At 36.1% G+C, this 18,781-nt stretch carries 14 protein-coding genes; 12 read left to right on the top strand and 2 right to left on the bottom strand.

Annotation, left to right across the window (positions count from 1 at the left end; genetic code table 11):
- Nucleotides 1-964 precede the first annotated feature (964 nt).
- A complete protein-coding gene (locus ACFIMX_RS01725; RefSeq protein ID WP_375640610.1) occupies nt 965-1,735 on the bottom strand; it encodes an energy transducer TonB in 771 nt (256 codons plus the stop codon).
- A 242-nt stretch (nt 1,736-1,977) separates the two neighbouring features.
- Here ACFIMX_RS01725 and ACFIMX_RS01720 point away from each other — a divergent pair, with 242 nt between their 5' ends.
- From ACFIMX_RS01720 to ACFIMX_RS01700, 5 genes are all read left to right on the top strand, one after another.
- Nucleotides 1,978-4,155: a TonB-dependent hemoglobin/transferrin/lactoferrin family receptor gene (locus ACFIMX_RS01720; RefSeq protein WP_375693937.1), complete on the top strand. Its 2,178-nt coding sequence runs from the start codon at nt 1,978-1,980 to the stop codon at nt 4,153-4,155.
- A 263-nt stretch (nt 4,156-4,418) separates the two neighbouring features.
- Nucleotides 4,419-5,462: a hemin-degrading factor gene (locus ACFIMX_RS01715; RefSeq protein WP_375617631.1), complete on the top strand. Its 1,044-nt coding sequence runs from the start codon at nt 4,419-4,421 to the stop codon at nt 5,460-5,462.
- Between the two features lie 18 nt (nt 5,463-5,480).
- Nucleotides 5,481-6,383 (top strand): hemin ABC transporter substrate-binding protein, encoded by a 903-nt coding sequence (locus ACFIMX_RS01710; protein ID WP_375640560.1) that lies wholly within the window; start codon nt 5,481-5,483, stop codon nt 6,381-6,383.
- A gap of 5 nt (nt 6,384-6,388) precedes the next feature.
- A complete protein-coding gene (locus ACFIMX_RS01705) occupies nt 6,389-7,486 on the top strand; it encodes a FecCD family ABC transporter permease (protein ID WP_375617630.1) in 1,098 nt (365 codons plus the stop codon).
- Nucleotides 7,483-8,316: a heme ABC transporter ATP-binding protein gene (locus ACFIMX_RS01700; RefSeq protein ID WP_375634176.1), complete on the top strand. Its 834-nt coding sequence runs from the start codon at nt 7,483-7,485 to the stop codon at nt 8,314-8,316. The genes ACFIMX_RS01705 and ACFIMX_RS01700 overlap by 4 nt, the downstream gene beginning before the upstream one ends.
- A gap of 1,152 nt (nt 8,317-9,468) precedes the next feature.
- Here the strand turns inward: ACFIMX_RS01700 and ACFIMX_RS01695 are convergent.
- Entirely contained in the window at nt 9,469-10,443 is a 975-nt protein-coding gene (locus ACFIMX_RS01695; RefSeq protein ID WP_375617628.1) for a tail fiber protein, read from the bottom strand.
- A gap of 1,873 nt (nt 10,444-12,316) precedes the next feature.
- Between ACFIMX_RS01695 and thiC the strand changes: the two genes are divergently transcribed.
- The 7 genes from thiC (at nt 12,317) to ACFIMX_RS01660 (ending at nt 18,725) form a co-directional block, all read left to right on the top strand.
- Nucleotides 12,317-14,152 (top strand): phosphomethylpyrimidine synthase ThiC, encoded by a 1,836-nt coding sequence (gene thiC, locus ACFIMX_RS01690; RefSeq protein ID WP_375617627.1) that lies wholly within the window; start codon nt 12,317-12,319, stop codon nt 14,150-14,152.
- Entirely contained in the window at nt 14,149-15,099 is a 951-nt protein-coding gene (gene thiO, locus ACFIMX_RS01685) for a glycine oxidase ThiO (RefSeq protein ID WP_375617626.1), read from the top strand. The genes thiC and thiO overlap by 4 nt, the downstream gene beginning before the upstream one ends.
- 3 nt (nt 15,100-15,102) lie before the next feature.
- On the top strand, nt 15,103-15,300 hold the full coding sequence (gene thiS, locus ACFIMX_RS01680) for a sulfur carrier protein ThiS (protein ID WP_273791115.1): 198 nt from the start codon (nt 15,103-15,105) through the stop codon (nt 15,298-15,300).
- Nucleotides 15,301-15,304: 4 nt separating this feature from the next.
- A complete protein-coding gene (locus ACFIMX_RS01675; protein ID WP_375693936.1) occupies nt 15,305-16,078 on the top strand; it encodes a thiazole synthase in 774 nt (257 codons plus the stop codon).
- The gene (locus tag ACFIMX_RS01670; RefSeq protein ID WP_375634178.1) at nt 16,075-16,680 is read left to right on the top strand and encodes a thiamine phosphate synthase; all 606 of its coding nucleotides are present in this window, start codon (nt 16,075-16,077) and stop codon (nt 16,678-16,680) included. Before ACFIMX_RS01675 ends, ACFIMX_RS01670 begins: the two co-directional genes overlap by 4 nt.
- Nucleotides 16,671-17,429, top strand: coding sequence for a hydroxymethylpyrimidine/phosphomethylpyrimidine kinase (locus ACFIMX_RS01665; protein ID WP_375617623.1), 759 nt, complete (start codon nt 16,671-16,673; stop codon nt 17,427-17,429). The genes ACFIMX_RS01670 and ACFIMX_RS01665 overlap by 10 nt, the downstream gene beginning before the upstream one ends.
- Nucleotides 17,430-17,885: 456 nt before the next feature.
- Nucleotides 17,886-18,725: a uracil-DNA glycosylase family protein gene (locus tag ACFIMX_RS01660; RefSeq protein ID WP_375617622.1), complete on the top strand. Its 840-nt coding sequence runs from the start codon at nt 17,886-17,888 to the stop codon at nt 18,723-18,725.
- Nucleotides 18,726-18,781: the final 56 nt, after the last annotated feature.

Raw genomic sequence — 18,781 nt, 5'->3', positions numbered from 1 at the left:
ATTCCTTTTTAAATAGTACCCACATACCCACCTTTTTAGGACGTATAAGAAAGTAATTTTAATTGATTCAGTATTAATAAATTCGAAATGAGAAAACCCTACGCTATTTGGGACTTTTATTTTAAATACAAAATGATGAATTATCATTATAAATCAACAGGTAGTACAAATAATTCATTTCTTCTCAACATAGACGACAATATCATAGAGATTACAAATATAAGAGAAGAGTGAAACAAATAGCTCATCCTTTTACTGTTGCTTATTAGTCAATATTCAAATCTTGTGAAACAGCATCTTTTAAGACTATTTTTCCTGCTTATAACATTTCTATACCAAATAAGAGCACGTTATTATATATATCGTTTGGATTATCTCTGATAACAGAAAGACAGACTCATTGAGTTAGAAAGCCTTAAAGACAAACAATTCTCTTCTGCCCCTTCCCTTTTCATTCGGTTTTACGACTTTTAAATATGTCAATATCTTTTAATGATGAAGATGAAGCTTTGCTTTTTTTCTCATTTTTACATATAAGCTCACATCCTTCACACAAAACAGAGCATCCCCAAATAGTATGTTTTTCTTATTTATATTATTGTTTTATTTTAATGTTTCTAAGTCCATTTCACAACGGTGTATCTGAAAAGTACTTACGAAAATTCTCTCACGAATGGTATAAAAATCGATTAGACCTTTAATTAATAAAAGCTATAGCTCTATCATCCCTTAACTCCCAATGTTGCAAAAGCCCTTTCATTTAGAGCACTCATAAGAAGTATATTCACTGCTTTTTAGAAGTTTTTTATCCATGCTCCTCCTCAACTTGTATCATAAGTAAGCAGATGGTTTTGATTGATTCAACATCAAAAAAATTCGAATAAATTATATTAGAACTTTCATTAAAATTATAAACAATCATTATAAATCAATATATTATAAGAAAAGCGCCCCGCATAAAAAATCAGCTAAATATTAGGGATACTCTAATTGTTTTATTTACTTTTGATGGTGGTGGTGGTGGAAAAGAACCAACGCGTCGAAGGGCTGCCATCGCTAATCGATCAAGTTCCGGATCACCAGCAGAGACTGCTACACGACTAGAAAAAATACTCCCCTGCTCATGCACCATAAATTCTAACTTCACCGTTCCTTTTGTACGATTGGTGCGCTGTCCCACAATATAATTTTTTTGCCTTTCTAATTGTGACTGTACCTTTGCTAACCACTCCATTAACAACATATCTTCAAGCCCTGCTGTATCGCCGCCCTTGTTGATGGAAGAAGAACGTACCGCCTTTGCATTGGAGCGCTTTACTACAGCCTTTGGCATCGGTATTGTTTTTTTGATAAACGCTTTATGCTCCACTTTTTGAGGTAGGGGTTCTTCCAAAGGCTTTAAGTCATCTTGTTCTACTATATGCTGAGGTTCTTCCGATTGAACTTCATCCACGGATTCCAATCCTTCTAACTCCTGCTCTAGGAGATCAGACTGTAATACTTCTTGCTCTGTATTAATATCCGACTCTCTATGAATATCTGGCAAGTCTGTATCAACATCCGGATATACAGTTTCTTGCACAAAAGTCAGCATAATCTCCGACGAGAGCAAACCATTACTTATACCAGTACTTTGAAAATAAAACTGTGCTGCTAATAATATATGCAAAAAGAAAGCCCCAATAAATGCACCAATCCAAAGAGTTAATAATTGTTTCGTATTTGCAAAATTCATCGTTTCTTCTGCCACTATTTTAAGCTTAATATTGGTGTTCAATCTCATTAAAACAGGCTATTTTGAAATTGCAACTTTTTTCTTGACTGATTTTATCATGTTTAATATGGTCTTCTAATGATTTTGTGCCGTTGTCAAAATCATTCCTACTTGGCTGGCAAGTTTTAATCAGTGAGTCCAGCCTTTTTGTATTAAAAAATTTCAAAACAGAGAGGGGATGTTTAAAAGGGTTATGATGTGTTATGCAAATAAGACGAAAAAATATCTATAAAAGCTGTGTAATTTTAAGTGCATTATCGGTCTGTATACCTTCATTTGTTTTTGCACAAAATAAAGATGGAAGTGCTGTCACTGAACTTAAACCAATCCTTATTAAAGGAAAAAAAATAGAAGATGCTTCAAATTCAATAACCATTCTGACTGATCGTAAGACCAACAAGAATATTGATGAAAGACAAATAACTGATGTTTATGATGTGAGTCGTCTTAATCCTTCCGTATCCTATAACTCAGAAAATAACAGTTTCGTTATTCGGGGTCTAGATGCAAACCGTGTTCTTACGACAATGGATGGTATTTCTCTTCCATGGTTTAATGATATATTCCGTGGTGGAGGTGGAAACACAACTTTTGATTTCAATGCTCTTTCTACGTTTGATACTATTCAAGGATCAGATTCTAGTCTTTATGGTTCTGGCGCCTTAGGGGGAATCATTGCGTTGCGTACCCTTGATCCTGAAGACCTGATCGTGGAAGAAAAGAATTGGGGAAGCCTTATAAAAGGTGGTTATAATTCTGTTGATAACAGCTGGCGCATCGATCAAGCTTTTGCTGTGCGTAATTACCGGACATTTTTACTTTTTCAAGGATCTTATGTAGAAGGTCATGAGCGCAAAAATATGGGAACAGTAGAAGGGTATGAGGAACGCACGCGCAAAAACCCTTCTCACTTTGATAAAAATAACTTGCTTTTTAAAATTCATCAATATTTGAGTGATAATCACCGCCTTGGTTTTACCGCAGAGCGTTTTGGTCATAATAGTAACACACATGAATTAAATTCGTCTAAAAGATACGCTCCAGGTTCCGTTTATGAGCAGGATAATAAACTTCGTGAGCGCTTTTCTCTTTCTTATAATTATAATGGTAATGGTGATGCAGTTCTTGATGTGTTTAATGGGCAGCTTTATTGGCAAAGGCAATCAAGTCGTTACGTTATGACAGGCGTTCGTGTTTCAGCACCCAAAGGGGATTATTTGAGAGATAATTTCTTGCGTAATATCAATTATGGTTTCAATGCTGATGCCCTTAAAAAAGTGGATTTTGGCACTATAAACCATACGTTAAAGTTTGTAATGAATGTTTCGTCATCTAAATTTCATCACTATTTGTTAGGTAAAGACAATTGTCATATAAAAGAATACGCTCGGGGATGTCTTTTTGTTCCTGCTAATCGATCAGATTCACCAGACACAAATGGTTACAATTTAGGTTTTGTTTTTGAAGATGAAATTGGGTTGGTTGATGATCGTTTTCGTGTAATACCGGGAATCCGGTATGATTGGTACAAATATGTTCCTCAGAAAACACCTTCTTATGAGAAAGCACTGATTTCTGATAAATTCCCTCCAGAAAGAAGTGGTTCACGCTTTTCTCCTAAATTACGCGTGGAGTGGGATGTTCGTAATCAAGTAACGCTCTATGCTCAGTGGGCACAGGCTTTTCGTGCACCACGTATTTCAGAACTTTACGTCTCTTATATCAAACCTTCTGCTTATTATGTGAAAGGGAATCCTGATCTTCAACCAGAAACAAGCAATGGGTATGATGTTGGTCTACGGTATGGAAATGTAAATTTCGGTGGTTCCTTCAATGCCTTTTTCAATCAATATAAGAATTTCATAGATACTGAGGATAGAGGGCCATCAGAGGAATTTAGATTTGCGCGTCGGCATTACATGAATCGTTTTCACGTGCAAATTTTTGGTGTTGAAACAAAAGCCCATTTAGTTCTTAAAAATGGTTTTCATAGCAATGTTGCTCTTGCTTATTTACAAGGAAAAGATCTTGATAAAAAGGAGTATCTTAACTCAATTCCTCCTTTGAAAGCAGTTATCGGATTAGGATATGCAAAAGAGGTTTGGGGAAGCGATATTATCCTTACTTTGGCAGCTAAACGTGACAAAGTAGCCGGAGAATCTGATTACCAAAAAATTCCAGGATATCATGTCGTTGATATGACAGGGTGGTGGAAACCATTCGGTGAAACGGGACCTATTCTAAGAGCCGGTGTTTATAATCTTTTCAATACAAAATATTGGAATGTATCTGAACTTCCTTCAGGTAAAAGTTCAACACCAAAAGATTATTATAGCCAGCCTGGTCGTAACTTTAAGGTGTCGTTTGTACAAAAGTTTTAGTCACTTCTGTTAATTATTCGGTCAATAAAATCGTATTGATAAAAGGATTAATTATTGTGTTTCTATTTTCAACATCTTTTAAATTACAAAGATTTGGTAGAAAAGTTTTAATTCTTTCTGTTTTATCGTTTTTTGATTGCTCAGTTGTTGGCGATAGAGTGTTATTTTGTGATAGATTGAACTCTTAAAAGAATTTAATTTATTGCCTTGGAATTGTAAAATTTGAAAGTTAGTTTTTGAGTTAAGTAACATAAGGTAAATTCATGGCACATACAGCTGAAATGATTCTTCGTTTGCGTGAAGAAAAAAAAGAAATGCGAAACCGCGATTTTGCGGTTTCGATTGGTATATCTGAAGCAGAGCTTATTGCGGCTTATTGTACCATTGGAAAAGCAAAAAGGCTACAAACTGATGTTGCTACTCTCTTAGAAAATGCACCTCGACTTGGAACCGTCATGGTCTTAACTCGCAATGAATATGCTGTTCACGAAATAACGGGACGTTTTGAAAAAATTGTTCAAAACGAACATATTCCTATCACACTTGGTGAAATTGATTTGCGTATTTTTACAAAACAATGGAAGTTCGGTTTTGAATATGATGTCGTTATTCTTGGAAAACCTACAAAAAGTCTGCAATTCTTTGATCAACATGGCGTTGCTATTTTAAAGGTCTATTCTAAAGATATGACAAATATGGAAGAGTGGAATAAACTTGTTGAAAAGCTCCTTCTTGAAGATCAGTCTCCTGTTCTTAACATTCTTCCCGTTTCTCTTCCAGCCCAATGTGACATAACAGAATTGGATATTGAGAGTTTTCGGGATCGTTGGCGGAAAATGACAGATGTACACCAACTTCACAAAATTATTTCCGAATTTAAAATTAATCGACATCATGCTGTAAAATATGTTGGTAATGAATTTGCCGATGAATTACAGGTAAATGCTGTTGAAATAATGCTTACCCAAGTCGCACAACAAGAACTGCCAATCATGTGTTTTGTTGGGAATAAAGGGTGTATTCAAATTTTTAGTGGGACTGTAAAAAATATTAAGCAAATGGGACCTTGGCTTAATGTTCTTGATCCAAGATTTGACCTTCATTTACTCACGTCCGGAATTGCTAGAGTATGGCATGTTCGCAAACCTACCCGTGATGGTTATGTCAGTTCACTTGAAGTTTTCGATAAAGATGATGAGATGGTTATTCAATTCTTTGGCGTACGCAAGGAGGGTCAAAAAGAACGTGAAGATTGGCGTTCTTTATTGAATAGTTTGCCATCATGCCAAGAAAACAGCAGTAACTAAGATAAGATAAGGTTAGACATGTTCATATCTCTTTTACATAGGTTATCAAACCTTTTTCTTACGTGTTTACTGCTCTCTCTTACTTGTTTTTCTAAACAAGTAATTGCTGAACCTGCAACGCGTTTTCCTGAAAATGCTCGAATTGTTTCTATCGGCGGAGCACTTACAGAAATTGTCTATGCATTGGGAGCCCAAGATCAACTTGTCGCTCGTGATAGTACAAGCGTCTACCCACAAGAAGCGCTCAAGCTTCCTGTGCTTGGATATATGCGTGCTCTTTCACCTGAAGGTGTTTTATCACTTGCTCCAGAGGGTATATTGCTTGTTGAAGGAAGTGGTCCCGCTTCAACAATTGATATTCTCAAAAAAACATCGATACCTCTGGTGATTATACCAGAAGACTACTCTCGTGAAAATGTGATAGAAAAGATTCGCCTCGTTGGTCAAGCCATTCATCGGGAAGTGCAAGCCGCGGTGTTAATTGAGAAATTGAAGCGTAATTTTTTAGACAACGATGCGCTTTTGGCGAAAGTAACAACACCAAAGCGTGTTCTTTTTGTTTTCTCTGTGCAAAATGGACGCGTCATGGCATCTGGAACAGGTACTGCAGCTGATAGTATGATCAAACTTTCAGGCGCTATCAATGCTATCACCGATTATAAAGGATATAAACTTCTCAACGGCGAAGCATTATTGAAATCAGATCCTGATGTTATTTTGCTTGTAAAACATGGTGCAAGATCAACCAGCATTGATAAAATTTTAGCCATACCGGCAGTTCAAGCAACAACTGCAGCGAAAAATCATGCCATAAAACAGATGGATGCTATGTATTTTTTGGGATTTGGTCCACGTACTGCAGACGCATCAAGAGAGCTTATTGAGATACTTTATGGTGCACATCAAAACGGTAAGAGCTGATAAAAATGGTAGACGGTACATCCAGGATGCATTTACCTAAAGAAAAAGAAGGTAAAAAAATAAACCGTTCAAAACAGGGGAAGATTTTATTATTAAGCTTAATAATATTCCTTATTTTCAGTATTTTTGGTGGGCTCTTGAATGGTGCAGCAAAGGTTTCTTTCGTTGATCTCCTCCATGTGATGCTTACACAAGATTTTTCGGTAAGTAGTAAAACGCGTGATTACCTCGTGCTCATCGACATAAGGCTTCCCCGTGTTATCTTGGGATTATTGATTGGAGCAGCTTTAGCTGTCTCCGGTGTTCTTATGCAAGGGCTTTTTCGTAATCCTCTTGCAGATCCCGGAATTGTAGGTGTATCAGCAGGTGCTGGACTTGGAGCAGTCTTAGCAATTGTTGTCGGCATTGCTTTTCCTGTTTCTTTTGCACCTTTTCTAGAGCCTTATAAAGTTATCATAGGTGCTTTTTTTGGTGGACTTTTATCAACGATTATTCTCTACATAATAGCAACGCATAACAGCTTTACCTCTATTGCAACCATGCTGCTTGCTGGTATTGCTCTTGGTGCATTAAGCAGTGCTGTTGTCGGAACATTGATTTTTGTCGCAAATGATCAACAACTGCGTGATATCACTTTTTGGAGTCTGGGCTCTCTTGCGGGCGCTACATGGTTGAAAGTATGGCTCGTTCTCCCTTTTATCGTTATTGGTCTTCTTTTCTCTCCCTTTTTATCACGAGCACTTAATGCCCTTGCTCTTGGAGAAGCTGTTGCTGGCCATATTGGTTTCCATATTCAACGCGTCAAAAATATTGCTATTCCTCTTGTTGCTCTTATGTGCGGCAGTGCTGTTGCTGTCAGTGGTGGTATTGGTTTTATTGGTATTATTGTTCCTCATATTTTACGTCAGCTCATTGGTCCTGATCATCGCTATCTCATTCCTTGCTCTGCTCTCTTGGGAGCAGCATTACTTATTTTTGCTGATATGTTTGCACGCTTAATTGTTGCCCCCGCAGAATTGCCGATTGGGATTGTAACAGCACTTTTTGGTGCACCTTTCTTTCTATGGATCCTTATATGCAAACGAGGAACAGACTTTTCATGATTGAAGCGACAAATATTTGTGTTCAGCGCGGAAAGAAGCAGATTCTTAAACACATTAATCTTCAAGCTAAAAGTGGTGCATTTACCATTATTATTGGTCCTAATGGATCAGGAAAAAGTACTTTTATCAAAGCTCTGAGTGGTGAAATTCCTTACAGTGGAAAAATAACCTTAAATGGTTATAATGTATGCCAAACAAAAACTCATGTAATGGCAAAAATGCGCGCTGTACTACCACAATCAACAACGCTCGTATTTCCATTCTTAGTCCATGAAGTTGTAGGGCTTGGCCTTTCTGTAAACCAATTTAGCATTGCCAAAGCCGAATTGCAAAATCTTATCCAGAAAGCTTTAGAGTGCGTTGACCTTTCTGATTATGGCAACCTGTATTATCACCAATTATCAGGCGGAGAACAAGCTAGAGTGCAACTTGCCCGTGTACTTTGCCAAGTCTGGAAACCTGTTCATAATGGGATTCCTCGCTGGATGATATTAGATGAACCTATTGCTAGCCTCGATATTCAACATCAAATCATCGTTATGGATATTGCTAAACAATTTGCTCATTCTGGTGGCGGCGTTCTTGCTGTTCTTCATGACCTCAATCTCGCGGCACATTATGCAGATAACATGATCTTGCTCAAGGAAGGTAAGATTTATTGCGAAGGAAATGCAACTAATGTTTTGACAACACAAAATCTCCGCAATGTTTATCATTGTTCTTTAAACGTTTCTGAATTACCTAAAGAAGATATCCCTTTTATACTCCCTCAAACGACATCCTCCTATGAAATTAGATCTCTAAGCTATCGGCTTCAATCTAAAAACTAAAGTCCATAGCAAAATAAAACACGCAAATATTCAAGAATCTTTTTTATTTTTATATGAATTCCTTTTTGTCATCTATCATAAAAAAAGAAGACCAATTACCCTAAAGATATTTTTTGAAAAAAATACCAGTTTAAAATCTTTCAAGATTTTACGTAACTAAAAACATGTGAAGTTTTGTTTTGTTATCAAATTTTTAGATAATACGATTTATACAACATAAATATGCGTTTTCCCACTCTTTCTATCACTTTTATCTTTATAAAAATGATTCAAGAAATACATACAAATGCCTTTGTTATAATAACGGGTGTATTATTTATATCTTCTAAGGACTATATAGAAATCAAGTACCTTTCTCCCCTCCATAAAAGATTTATTTGTAGCTTTAATGGTAATGTTTTCTTTATAACACATATACTTTAGCTTTTTTTATAAATAAATATTGATTTACAATGATATTTTTACTTTTCTCTCTCTATTAAAAAATTGTTTATTGGCATATCATAAAGAATTAACCTATTGAATAAAAACTTTAAAATAAACTCAATAACGCTTCTTGTAAGCCACCTAATGCAAAAACAATACGGAATATAGGGATGAGGAGAGAGTATAGAAATAGCGTTGCTCTGCTGCTTCACAAGCATAACGATGATTCCACTCAAAGGGGTACACTATCATTTACAGATAAAGCCTCCTACCATGGCAATGCAAAGAAATGAAATCGACAACAAGGTGAAAAATATCTTTATAAGATGAATTAACTCATACAGGGGTATGCTATTTTTGCACAAAAAACGCTAAAAATATTGTACTTTTTTATGCCTCAGGTTGAATAATTTTATTACCTTCCCCTATCAAAACACCTTATGAAAAAATATATCTCCAGATCTCTTCACGGCACAGTTTAAATGATTTTTACACATTTTCCCTATGTTATCGTACAATTATAAAAAAGTTATGATTTTCTTTTTTTTATAATAAATTATATCCTTAACTCTTTCTTTCAATCATTTTAAAATTGTTTTTTGACTCTCTCAAGTATCCTATTAACAATATAGATTTCCTTTTCATATGCATAGAAAATAACGCGGAATTGCTCCGCGTTAACAAAATTATCAAGGTGTATAGATTATTATTATTACTTAAACATACTCATGATTTTATAGCATAGACAACGGTTGTATTAACAGGGCGCGTTTCTGCCTCACCCGTATGGGAAAGAGTTACCTTGTGTGTATGTGCACCAGCAGAAGCTGTTCTCCCTTTCAGGGTCGCATTATAAGTATAATGATTCGGGAGTCTCCCAATATCACCAACGGGCCATCCTACCCCTTGATACTCAAAATTATGCGCATGCTCGCCTGCGTTTTCAATACTCCCAATATGCGTATGTGATTTTATGCTATCTTGTTGTTCATCTGCAAACTTTCTACCACCATCTAAACCCCGACCATTATCAAAGCCGCGTAAAAACATACCTCTAAAATCAGGAACTTTAAAAGTTTTATTGCTGTCTTTTCCCCATTTATCACCTATTGCCTCGAATAACTGCGGATAATCTTCACGCTTATAGGCCTTACCATCACATAAAAGCCAACCATTTGGCACATTTTGCATAGCAAATGTTGCAATGAATCCAGAGGGGAAACTTTCTATCTTTGGTGGTGTAGGGTTTAATAAATACCAACCCTCATGCTCTTTTATTAAAACACCATTATTGTATACTATTTCATAAATGCCATCTGTTTGAAATTCTCCACCTTCTAATGGTATAACCCCCGTATCAGTGGCTTTATAGATAAGCTTTTCTCCTATATTATTAACAGTTATTGTTGTCACGCCAATATTTACACCACAAGCTTTAAAACGTATGACGATATCATTGTTGTATTTTTTTATAGGCGAAACTGTCTTTAAGGTAATTAATGTTGTTTTATCTTCCAAATTTACTATAAAGCTTGAATTAATAGATCCACCATTATCTGCAAGATATTCGCGCACGCGCTGCATCATCGCCCGTGCACTATCATTAACAGAACTAGGCGGCTGTCCTTCTGCCCAATTAATGATACTATCTGAATAAGCATTTTCATCAGCCTTTAGAGACCAATCGTAAATATTAGACATTTTAAATCCCCCATTATTTTCATAGTTTTTCTAACAACTTCTCGTTCTGTGCACTAAAATGTGCTGCCGCTGTTGACTGGTACATCATAACCACTGCACCATCCTTATTTACGTATTTTATCTCTCTTCACTCCTTCCAATTTTATAACCTAAATTCACCAGACGCTTTTCATAACATTAGTATTAATGCTTTCTCTTCTAATGTATAATCTAACTACCTCATCTGATGTTACTTAATATCTTGTTTTGTTGCTTTGCTGTTGTTATATAATTATTTTTTAAATCTTGCATCTTGTTGCAAAATTTATAAATACTATTCAAATTTTTCCTTATTATGGATTTCATATAACCATTACTGAATGTAATAACTTATCATCCACATAGAAAGTTTCTGACTTAAACATTATCTTTTTTTATTTTTTCAATAGCTTAAATCTATCTCGTCGATATTTTATACCATATATTTTAAACAAAGAAATTCTATCTTTTAGCTATCATTTGTATTAAAATTTTAAAAATTAGCTTCAAATTTTTTATATGCTTCATTATGTTTTTATTCCCACGCACATACTTTGTTCTATTTTATTCAATTGATTTCTGAAATTGTGTCACAAGATTAGCACCAATGTTTTTTTGAATAAGCTTTTGTTCAATCTAAAGGTATCACAGAAAATATATTCAATATGGACATTTGCTCCACACTTTCATTAAACTGGAAATAAAATACTTGGAAATATTAAATATCACACACCTTCACAAAATTTGAAGGTTGTATCCGATCCGGAAAAAATTAAAAAGCATAACCTCACCCCTCCTCCAATTTTTATGAACAATATCCTTGTTTTTTAAACGCCCCATAACCAACTTTTCCCCTCCCACACTTAGCACATCTCCCTCTATATATTATTATATGTATATTTTTTTTGCAAGAACAATAAATCATTCTAAACAACATCTTGCAATTATTGGTGTTCTTCTTAATTCAAGACAATATTATTTTTAATAATAAAGATTAGGTATTGTTTCACGCTTTTGTTTATCGCATTCTTAATGGGAACATCCCCCTCATGAAGAATAGAATACCCCAAACAAAATATAATGATATTGCATATTACGCACTTTTTAAGAAATATTGCTCAAAATATACTCCTTTCATTTTACGACAGCGCACGTCCATGATACAATAGCAAGCCATTATAGATCATCAGCTTTAAGATTTTGAAGATACAAGTGGAATCCATCATACATTTTGTTGTCCCCCACGTTTTGACAGCCTCACATCTTAGAATGTTCATTAAATGACATTTGGCTTCCTTTCTTCAAGTGCTTTGCCCTATACGCTCCCACTTATGACGTGCAAGGAAATGTTTTTATATGAAAAGATATATGATGAGAGGATCTTATGGTATTCTGAGTTATTATTTTAATATGAAAAAAATCTCAATCAGAGCCATAAACTATCTACTTTTCCCTGATAGTCCGTTTTTAACTTTATTCTGGTTTATAAAAGCTTCAATATCATAGTTTATCACTTCATAATATCTATTTTCACTCTTAAAAACAAACCAAAATTGTTTAAAATATATTTTTATGATTGACAATATAGATATTTAAGCCAACCATATTCGTATTAACAAAAATACTTCAAGTGGGAGGAGGCATGCAAATATTAGAATAGATATTGTTTCAGTTTTTCAAAATAATTTTTCTTGAGATGTATTGGGGTTTCTTTGCTATAAAGCAATACTATCCCTATTCTTCTGAATGCTCGTGAATGCTCGTAATTGATAATTTGAATACATCTCCATTAACATCATAACTCCATTAACATCGCAACCTATTTTTGAACTCTGTGTCTATAAGGAAAAAGTTTGTGCAGAAAAATACTCCATCAATCAGTTGTAGCCCCTTTCCCGCTTCACGCAAAATTTATCAACAGAGCCTTCTCTTTTCTGATGTGCGCGTACCATTGCGTGAAATTTCACTGGCTGATGGCAGTGGTGAAAAACCTTTAAACGTCTACGATACTTCTGGCCCCTACACAGATAAAGATATGATCATTGATATTACAAAAGGCCTGCCAGCAATTAGCTTGCCTTGGCTCTCTAAGCGGGATGATACTGAAACTTATCCTGCACGATTAGTTAAACCTGAAGATAATGGATTGACTTCTGATAAAAACCTTACACCAGCCTTTAAGCAAAAACGTTCTATTTTACGAGCAAAAAATGGCAAAGCAATTACACAAATGGCTTACGCACGCGCAGGCATTATTACCGAAGAAATGGAATATGTGGCTATACGAGAAAATGAAGGATTAGCAGTAGAAGAACGGCAGAATGTACCATCAAATGAAACATTTGCTGGATCAATACCAGAAATTTATACTGCGGAATTTGTTCGCAATGAAATTGCTTGTGGACGCGCCATTATCCCACAAAACATTAATCATCCAGAATGCGAACCCATGATTATTGGACGTAATTTTCGTGTTAAAATTAATGCCAATATTGGTAATTCAGCAGTGACTTCATCTATGGAAGAAGAAGTTGATAAAATGGTTTGGGCCATTCGCTGGGGAGCAGATACAGTTATGGATCTCTCAACAGGTCGAAACATTCACAATATTCGTGAGTGGATTATTCGAAATGCCCCTGTTCCCATCGGGACTGTTCCTCTGTATCAAGCACTCGAAAAAGTACAGGGTATTGCCGAAAACTTAACATGGGACATTTTCCGTGATACCCTTATTGAGCAAGCAGAGCAAGGGGTTGATTATTTTACCATTCATGCGGGATTAAGACTACCTTTTATCCCTTTGACCGTTGATCGGGTAACAGGTATTGTTTCACGAGGTGGTTCTATTATGGCAAAATGGTGTTTGCATCATCATAAAGAAAGTTTTCTTTATGAACATTTTGATGAAATTTGTGATATTGCAAAAACGTATGACATCTCTCTTTCATTGGGGGATGGATTGCGTCCTGGCTCTATTGCCGATGCCAATGATGAAGCCCAATTTGCAGAGCTTAAAACCTTGGGAGAATTGACAAAAATTGCTTGGAAAAAAGATGTACAGGTTATGATTGAAGGCCCTGGGCATGTCCCAATGCACAAAATTAAAGAAAATATGGAGCAACAATTAGATCTTTGTCATGAGGCGCCTTTTTATACTTTGGGACCTCTTACAACAGACATTGCTCCTGGTTATGACCATATTACATCAGCAATTGGTGCCGCTATGATTGGATGGTTTGGAACTGCTATGTTGTGTTATGTAACACCTAAAGAACACCTAGGACTGCCCGATAGGAATGACGTAAAAACTGGTGTGATTACTTATAAAATTGCTGCTCATGCCGCAGACCTTGCCAAAGGTTTGCCTAGAGCACAATTGCGCGATAATGCTCTTTCGCGTGCACGATTTGATTTTAGATGGCATGATCAATTTAACCTTTCTCTTGATCCAGAAACAGCCTGTGCCTTTCATGATGAGACAATGCCTAAAGAAGCCCATAAATTGGTGCATTTTTGTTCCATGTGTGGACCAAAGTTCTGTTCTATGCGTATTTCCCATGATATTCGTGAGGCAGCCGCAATAAGAAAAACAAAAGGGGAAGGTATGATCGCCATGGCCGAAAAATATCAGAAAAATGGTGACCTTTATATGGAAATTGTTCCTCCTCAAAAAAAGAAAGTAAATAGTTGAAGAACATTCTTATCAAAGGTGCAGGTGTAGGCGGCTTAACAGCTGCCTTTATGTTAAAGCAAAAAGGTGCTTCTGTTACTGTATCAGCCCCCTCTCATTCACCTATAGGAAGTGCTAGTTGGTATGCAGGAGGAATGCTCGCACCTTACTGTGAAAGGGAAAGTGCAGAACAAATTGTTGAAGATCTTGGTGTACAAGCTATACAATGGTGGCGTAAAACGCTCCCCAACCTTGTCATACAAAAAGGTACTTTAGTGGTTGCACCTACACGAGATAGAGGAGAGCTTGAACGATTTTCTGTGCGTACGCATAATCACAAAACCATAGATAATACAGAAATAGCTCATCTTGAACCAGATCTTGCTGAACGTTTTAACTGTGCACTCTTTTATGAAAATGAAGCCCATATTGACCCTCGCAAAGCACTTATGGCTTTAAAAGAAAAGCTTCTCAACAATGGAGCCTGTTTTGTTGATGTAGAGAAGGCTGAAAAAAATTTTGATATTGTTATTGATGCGACAGGAATAGCACGTTTAGGAAAAGATAAAAATATACGGGGCGTACGCGGTGAAATGCTTCTCGTGCGCTGCACCGATATTAAAATTTCGCGTCCAATTCGTCTTCTTCACCCACGGTTTCCTCTTTACATTGTACCTCGACAAGATAATATTTTTATGATTGGTGCAACGATGATTGAAAGTGACTTTGATGGTGCAATCTCTGTAAGATCAATGATGGAACTGCTCAACGCGGCTTATACTTTACATCCTGCTTTTGCTGAAGCAGAAATTATTGAATCTGGCGTTGGTGTTCGTCCATGTTATCCTAATAACTTCCCTTCTGTGCATAAAGATGGTAACTTTATTTCTATTAATGGATTTTATAGACATGGTTTTCTGTTGTCTCCAGAAATGGCAAAACGAGCAATGAAATTGGCATTGGAATAAAGCATGCAAATATTTGTTAATGGTGAAACAGTCCAAACAGAAGTTATGACTCTCGGTCTCTTGCTTGAAGAATTGGGGTATGAAGGGAATTGGCTTGCAACTGCTGTTAACGCTGAAGTTGTTCCTATAGATGCACGAAGCCAATTTGTCTTGCATGAAGGAGATAAAATTGAAATTTTAAGCCCAATGCAAGGAGGCTAAAATTATGCTGAATCTTTATGGACGACAATTCTCTTCCCGTCTTCTATTAGGTACAGCGCAATATCCTTCACCAGCAATCCTTCGTGATGCTATTCATAAATCGAATACGGAAATTGTAACTGTTTCCTTGCGCCGTGAAACTGCAGGAGGAAAACAAGGTGGACAATTTTGGCAATTTCTTCAAGATCTTGGGGTAACAGTGCTTCCTAATACTGCTGGTTGTTATACTGTTAAAGAAGCCGTAACCACAGCGCAATTAGCAAGAGATCTTTTTAAAACAGCTTGGATTAAACTCGAAATTATCGGTAATTCAGACACCTTACAGCCAAATATTTTTTCCTTAATCGAAGCTGCTCAAATTTTAAACAATGAAGGTTTCAAAATTTTTTCCTATACAACGGATGATCTCATTGTTGCTGAAAAACTTTTCGACATTGGTTGCCGTGTTATTATGCCTTGGTGTGCTCCTATTGGTTCTGCCAAAGGACCTCATAATACTGATGGATTGCGTTCTATTCGTGCTTACCTTCCTGATGCTACTCTTGTTATTGATGCCGGCATTGGACGCCCATCACATGCCGCCATTGCGATGGAACTAGGTTATGATGCAGTACTGCTTAATACCGCAGTTGCTAAAGCAGCTGATCCTGTCTTAATGGCTGAAGCATTTTCTAAAGCTGTTCAAGCAGGACGTATGGGATATAAAGCTGGCATGATCGAAGCACGCAATGTAGCAGTCCCTTCAACACCAATCATTGGAAAAGCGGTATTTTCATGAAACTGGATCCATTTTACCTCATCGTTGATAACGCTGATTGGATTGAACGTTTGCTTCCTCTTGGTATCAAGCTCGTACAATTGCGTATGAAACATGAAAATCAACAAATAATCCGTCAACATATTAAGCGTGCAAAAAACATATGCAATAAATTGGGAGCACAATTAATTATTAATGATCATTGGGAAATAGCAATTGATGAAAAGTGTAATTTTATTCATCTGGGACAAGAAGACCTGAGCAATGCTGATCTTCACGCAATTCGTAAAAGTGGTATAAAAGTTGGTCTTAGTACACATGATGAATATGAATTGGATACCGCACTCTCTGCTAATCCTGAGTATATTGCACTTGGTCCTATTTATCCGACAATCTTAAAAAAAATGAAATGGATGCCGCAAGGACTAGAGAAAATCAAACAATGGAGAAAGCGGATTGGTGCTTTACCTTTGGTGGGTATTGGTGGTTTAACACCAGAACGCGCAGTTGGTGTTTTAAAAGCAGGAGCAAATAGTGCTGCTGTTGTGACTGATATTATCCTCCATAAAAAACCTGAAGAACGTGTACAGCAGTGGATAAAAGTGACACAAACATGGCGTTGATACCTTCCATTCTTATTGTTGCGGGCACTGATCCAACAGGAGGTGCTGGTATTGTTCGTGATATAGAAACCACTGCGCATTTTCAAATAAAAGCAAATTTAGCAATTACTTGTGTTAACGTACAAGATGATAATCGCGTTGTCGAAATCATTCCAATGCGTGGTGACCTCGTCGCTGCGCAAATGCGTGCTGCCCTAGAAGCAAATCCAATAAGCGCAATAAAAATCGGTATGACGGGGACAAAAGCAATTATAGCAGCAATCTGTAACGTACTCAAAGACTATCCCCATGTTCCAGTTATTTTGGACCCTGTACTTGTCGCTTCATCAGGAGGAAAACTAATAACGGAAACAATCATCGACACTATGATCGATAAACTGCTTCCTCATGTTGATCTTTTAACACCGAATAGAGAAGAACTCTCTCTTCTTAGCCAAAGTCCATTGGTATCTCATGATAAGCAAGCAATACAACAAGCAAAAAAACTTTTGTCATTGGGAGCTCGCTCTATTTTAGTAAAAGGGGGACATGCAGAAGGTCCTCTTGCAATTGATAGCTTCATTGACAAAACTGAAGTCATAAATATCTCTACTCCACGTTTAAAAGGAACAATGCGAGGAACAGGTTGCATTCTTTCAAGCGCTATTGCAGCGCATTTGGCATTAAATGAACCTCTCATTTCAGCTGTAAAAAAAGCAAAAGCATATATCCACACATTGCTTTTAACCCATTGTAAAAATAGTTTATAACGTCTTAGTATTTTCTTATATAAAAGTAATATTTATATATTTCAATTAATATATTTAATATTTTTAATAAAAGTTATTAAAAAAATATAATAATACAATAATATAAAATTTATAATTAATTTTATAAATAAAATAATACAAAATTCACTTTCATTAAGTATTAAATATAGAATATAATAATAAAAAATATTATCACACCACTTGCGTTCAGTAAAAGATTCTTTTATTATGAGTGAGTTTAGTCTGTTTAAAAATTTGAAATAGCGCAATTTAAATAAATTATACATTTAAAGATGCATATAATCGCGAACATTCGCATTTTACGATTTGCCTTTTTTGTGAAAAGAAAGAATCCTATCAGCGTTCTTATACACTAATGGCTAGCGAATACATTTAATAAAACTTGAAGGATAATTTTGTTTGATCTATAATCGCTAGATCATTAGAAAAAGTAAAATGTTAAATCAAACGCCGTGCTCAATTTCCTATGAAGAACTCTTAAACTTTTATAAAGAAAGTGGTGCGGATGCCGTTCTGACAGATTTTCCTATTGATCGTTTTAAGCAGTCTGCTTGTTCAGAGAGAAAATTAATATCTGTTGTGAACATTTCTCATAATCAACAAGCATCTCCCAAAACATCTCCAACCGTAAAATTAGATCATCATCAGCTGCATAACTCTAGGACTATACAAAATGAATCCACTGCTATAGAGAGTGCAAAAAATGCAAAAACACTTGATGAATTAAAATCTGCTCTCCTTGCATTTAATGGCTGTTCATTAAAATTGACAGCAAAAAATACCTGTTTTTCAGATGGAACTGCAGGAAGCCCCCTGATGCTTATAGGCGAAGCACCAGGACGAGACGAGGATATACAAGGAATTCCTTTTGTGGGAAAAGCTGGGATGTTGCTTAATAAAATCCTCGCATCAATTGGCTTAACAAGAAATAATGTTTACATTGCCAACACTATTCCTTGGCGTCCACCAGGAAATCGTACACCAACACCAAGAGAAGTTGCCTTGTGCCGCCCTTTTATTGAACGGCACATTTATTTAGCGCGTCCTCGTGTTCTTATAGCACTGGGAAGCGTTGCTGCACAGTTTCTTACTGGATCTCAAAATGGGATTATCCGAACAAGAGGGAAATGGCATATCTATGAAAGCGAGGATAATATAAAAATACCTGTTATGCCAACTTTCCATCCAGCTTACCTTCTTAGAACCCCTAGTCAAAAGAAGCTTACATGGATAGACTTCTTAGAAGTAAAAAATCGCCTCGACAGCCTTTTGTAATTCTTTAATCCTATATTGCTTCTAAAATTAACACACCCTTCTTTAACTCTTAAAAT

The sequence above is a fragment of the Bartonella sp. AD24XZML genome (assembly GCF_042196485.1).
Classification (GTDB): Bacteria; Pseudomonadota; Alphaproteobacteria; order Rhizobiales; family Rhizobiaceae; genus Bartonella.
Note: the sequence above shows the minus strand (reverse complement) of the source record. Positions and strands in the feature narration are given on the sequence as shown.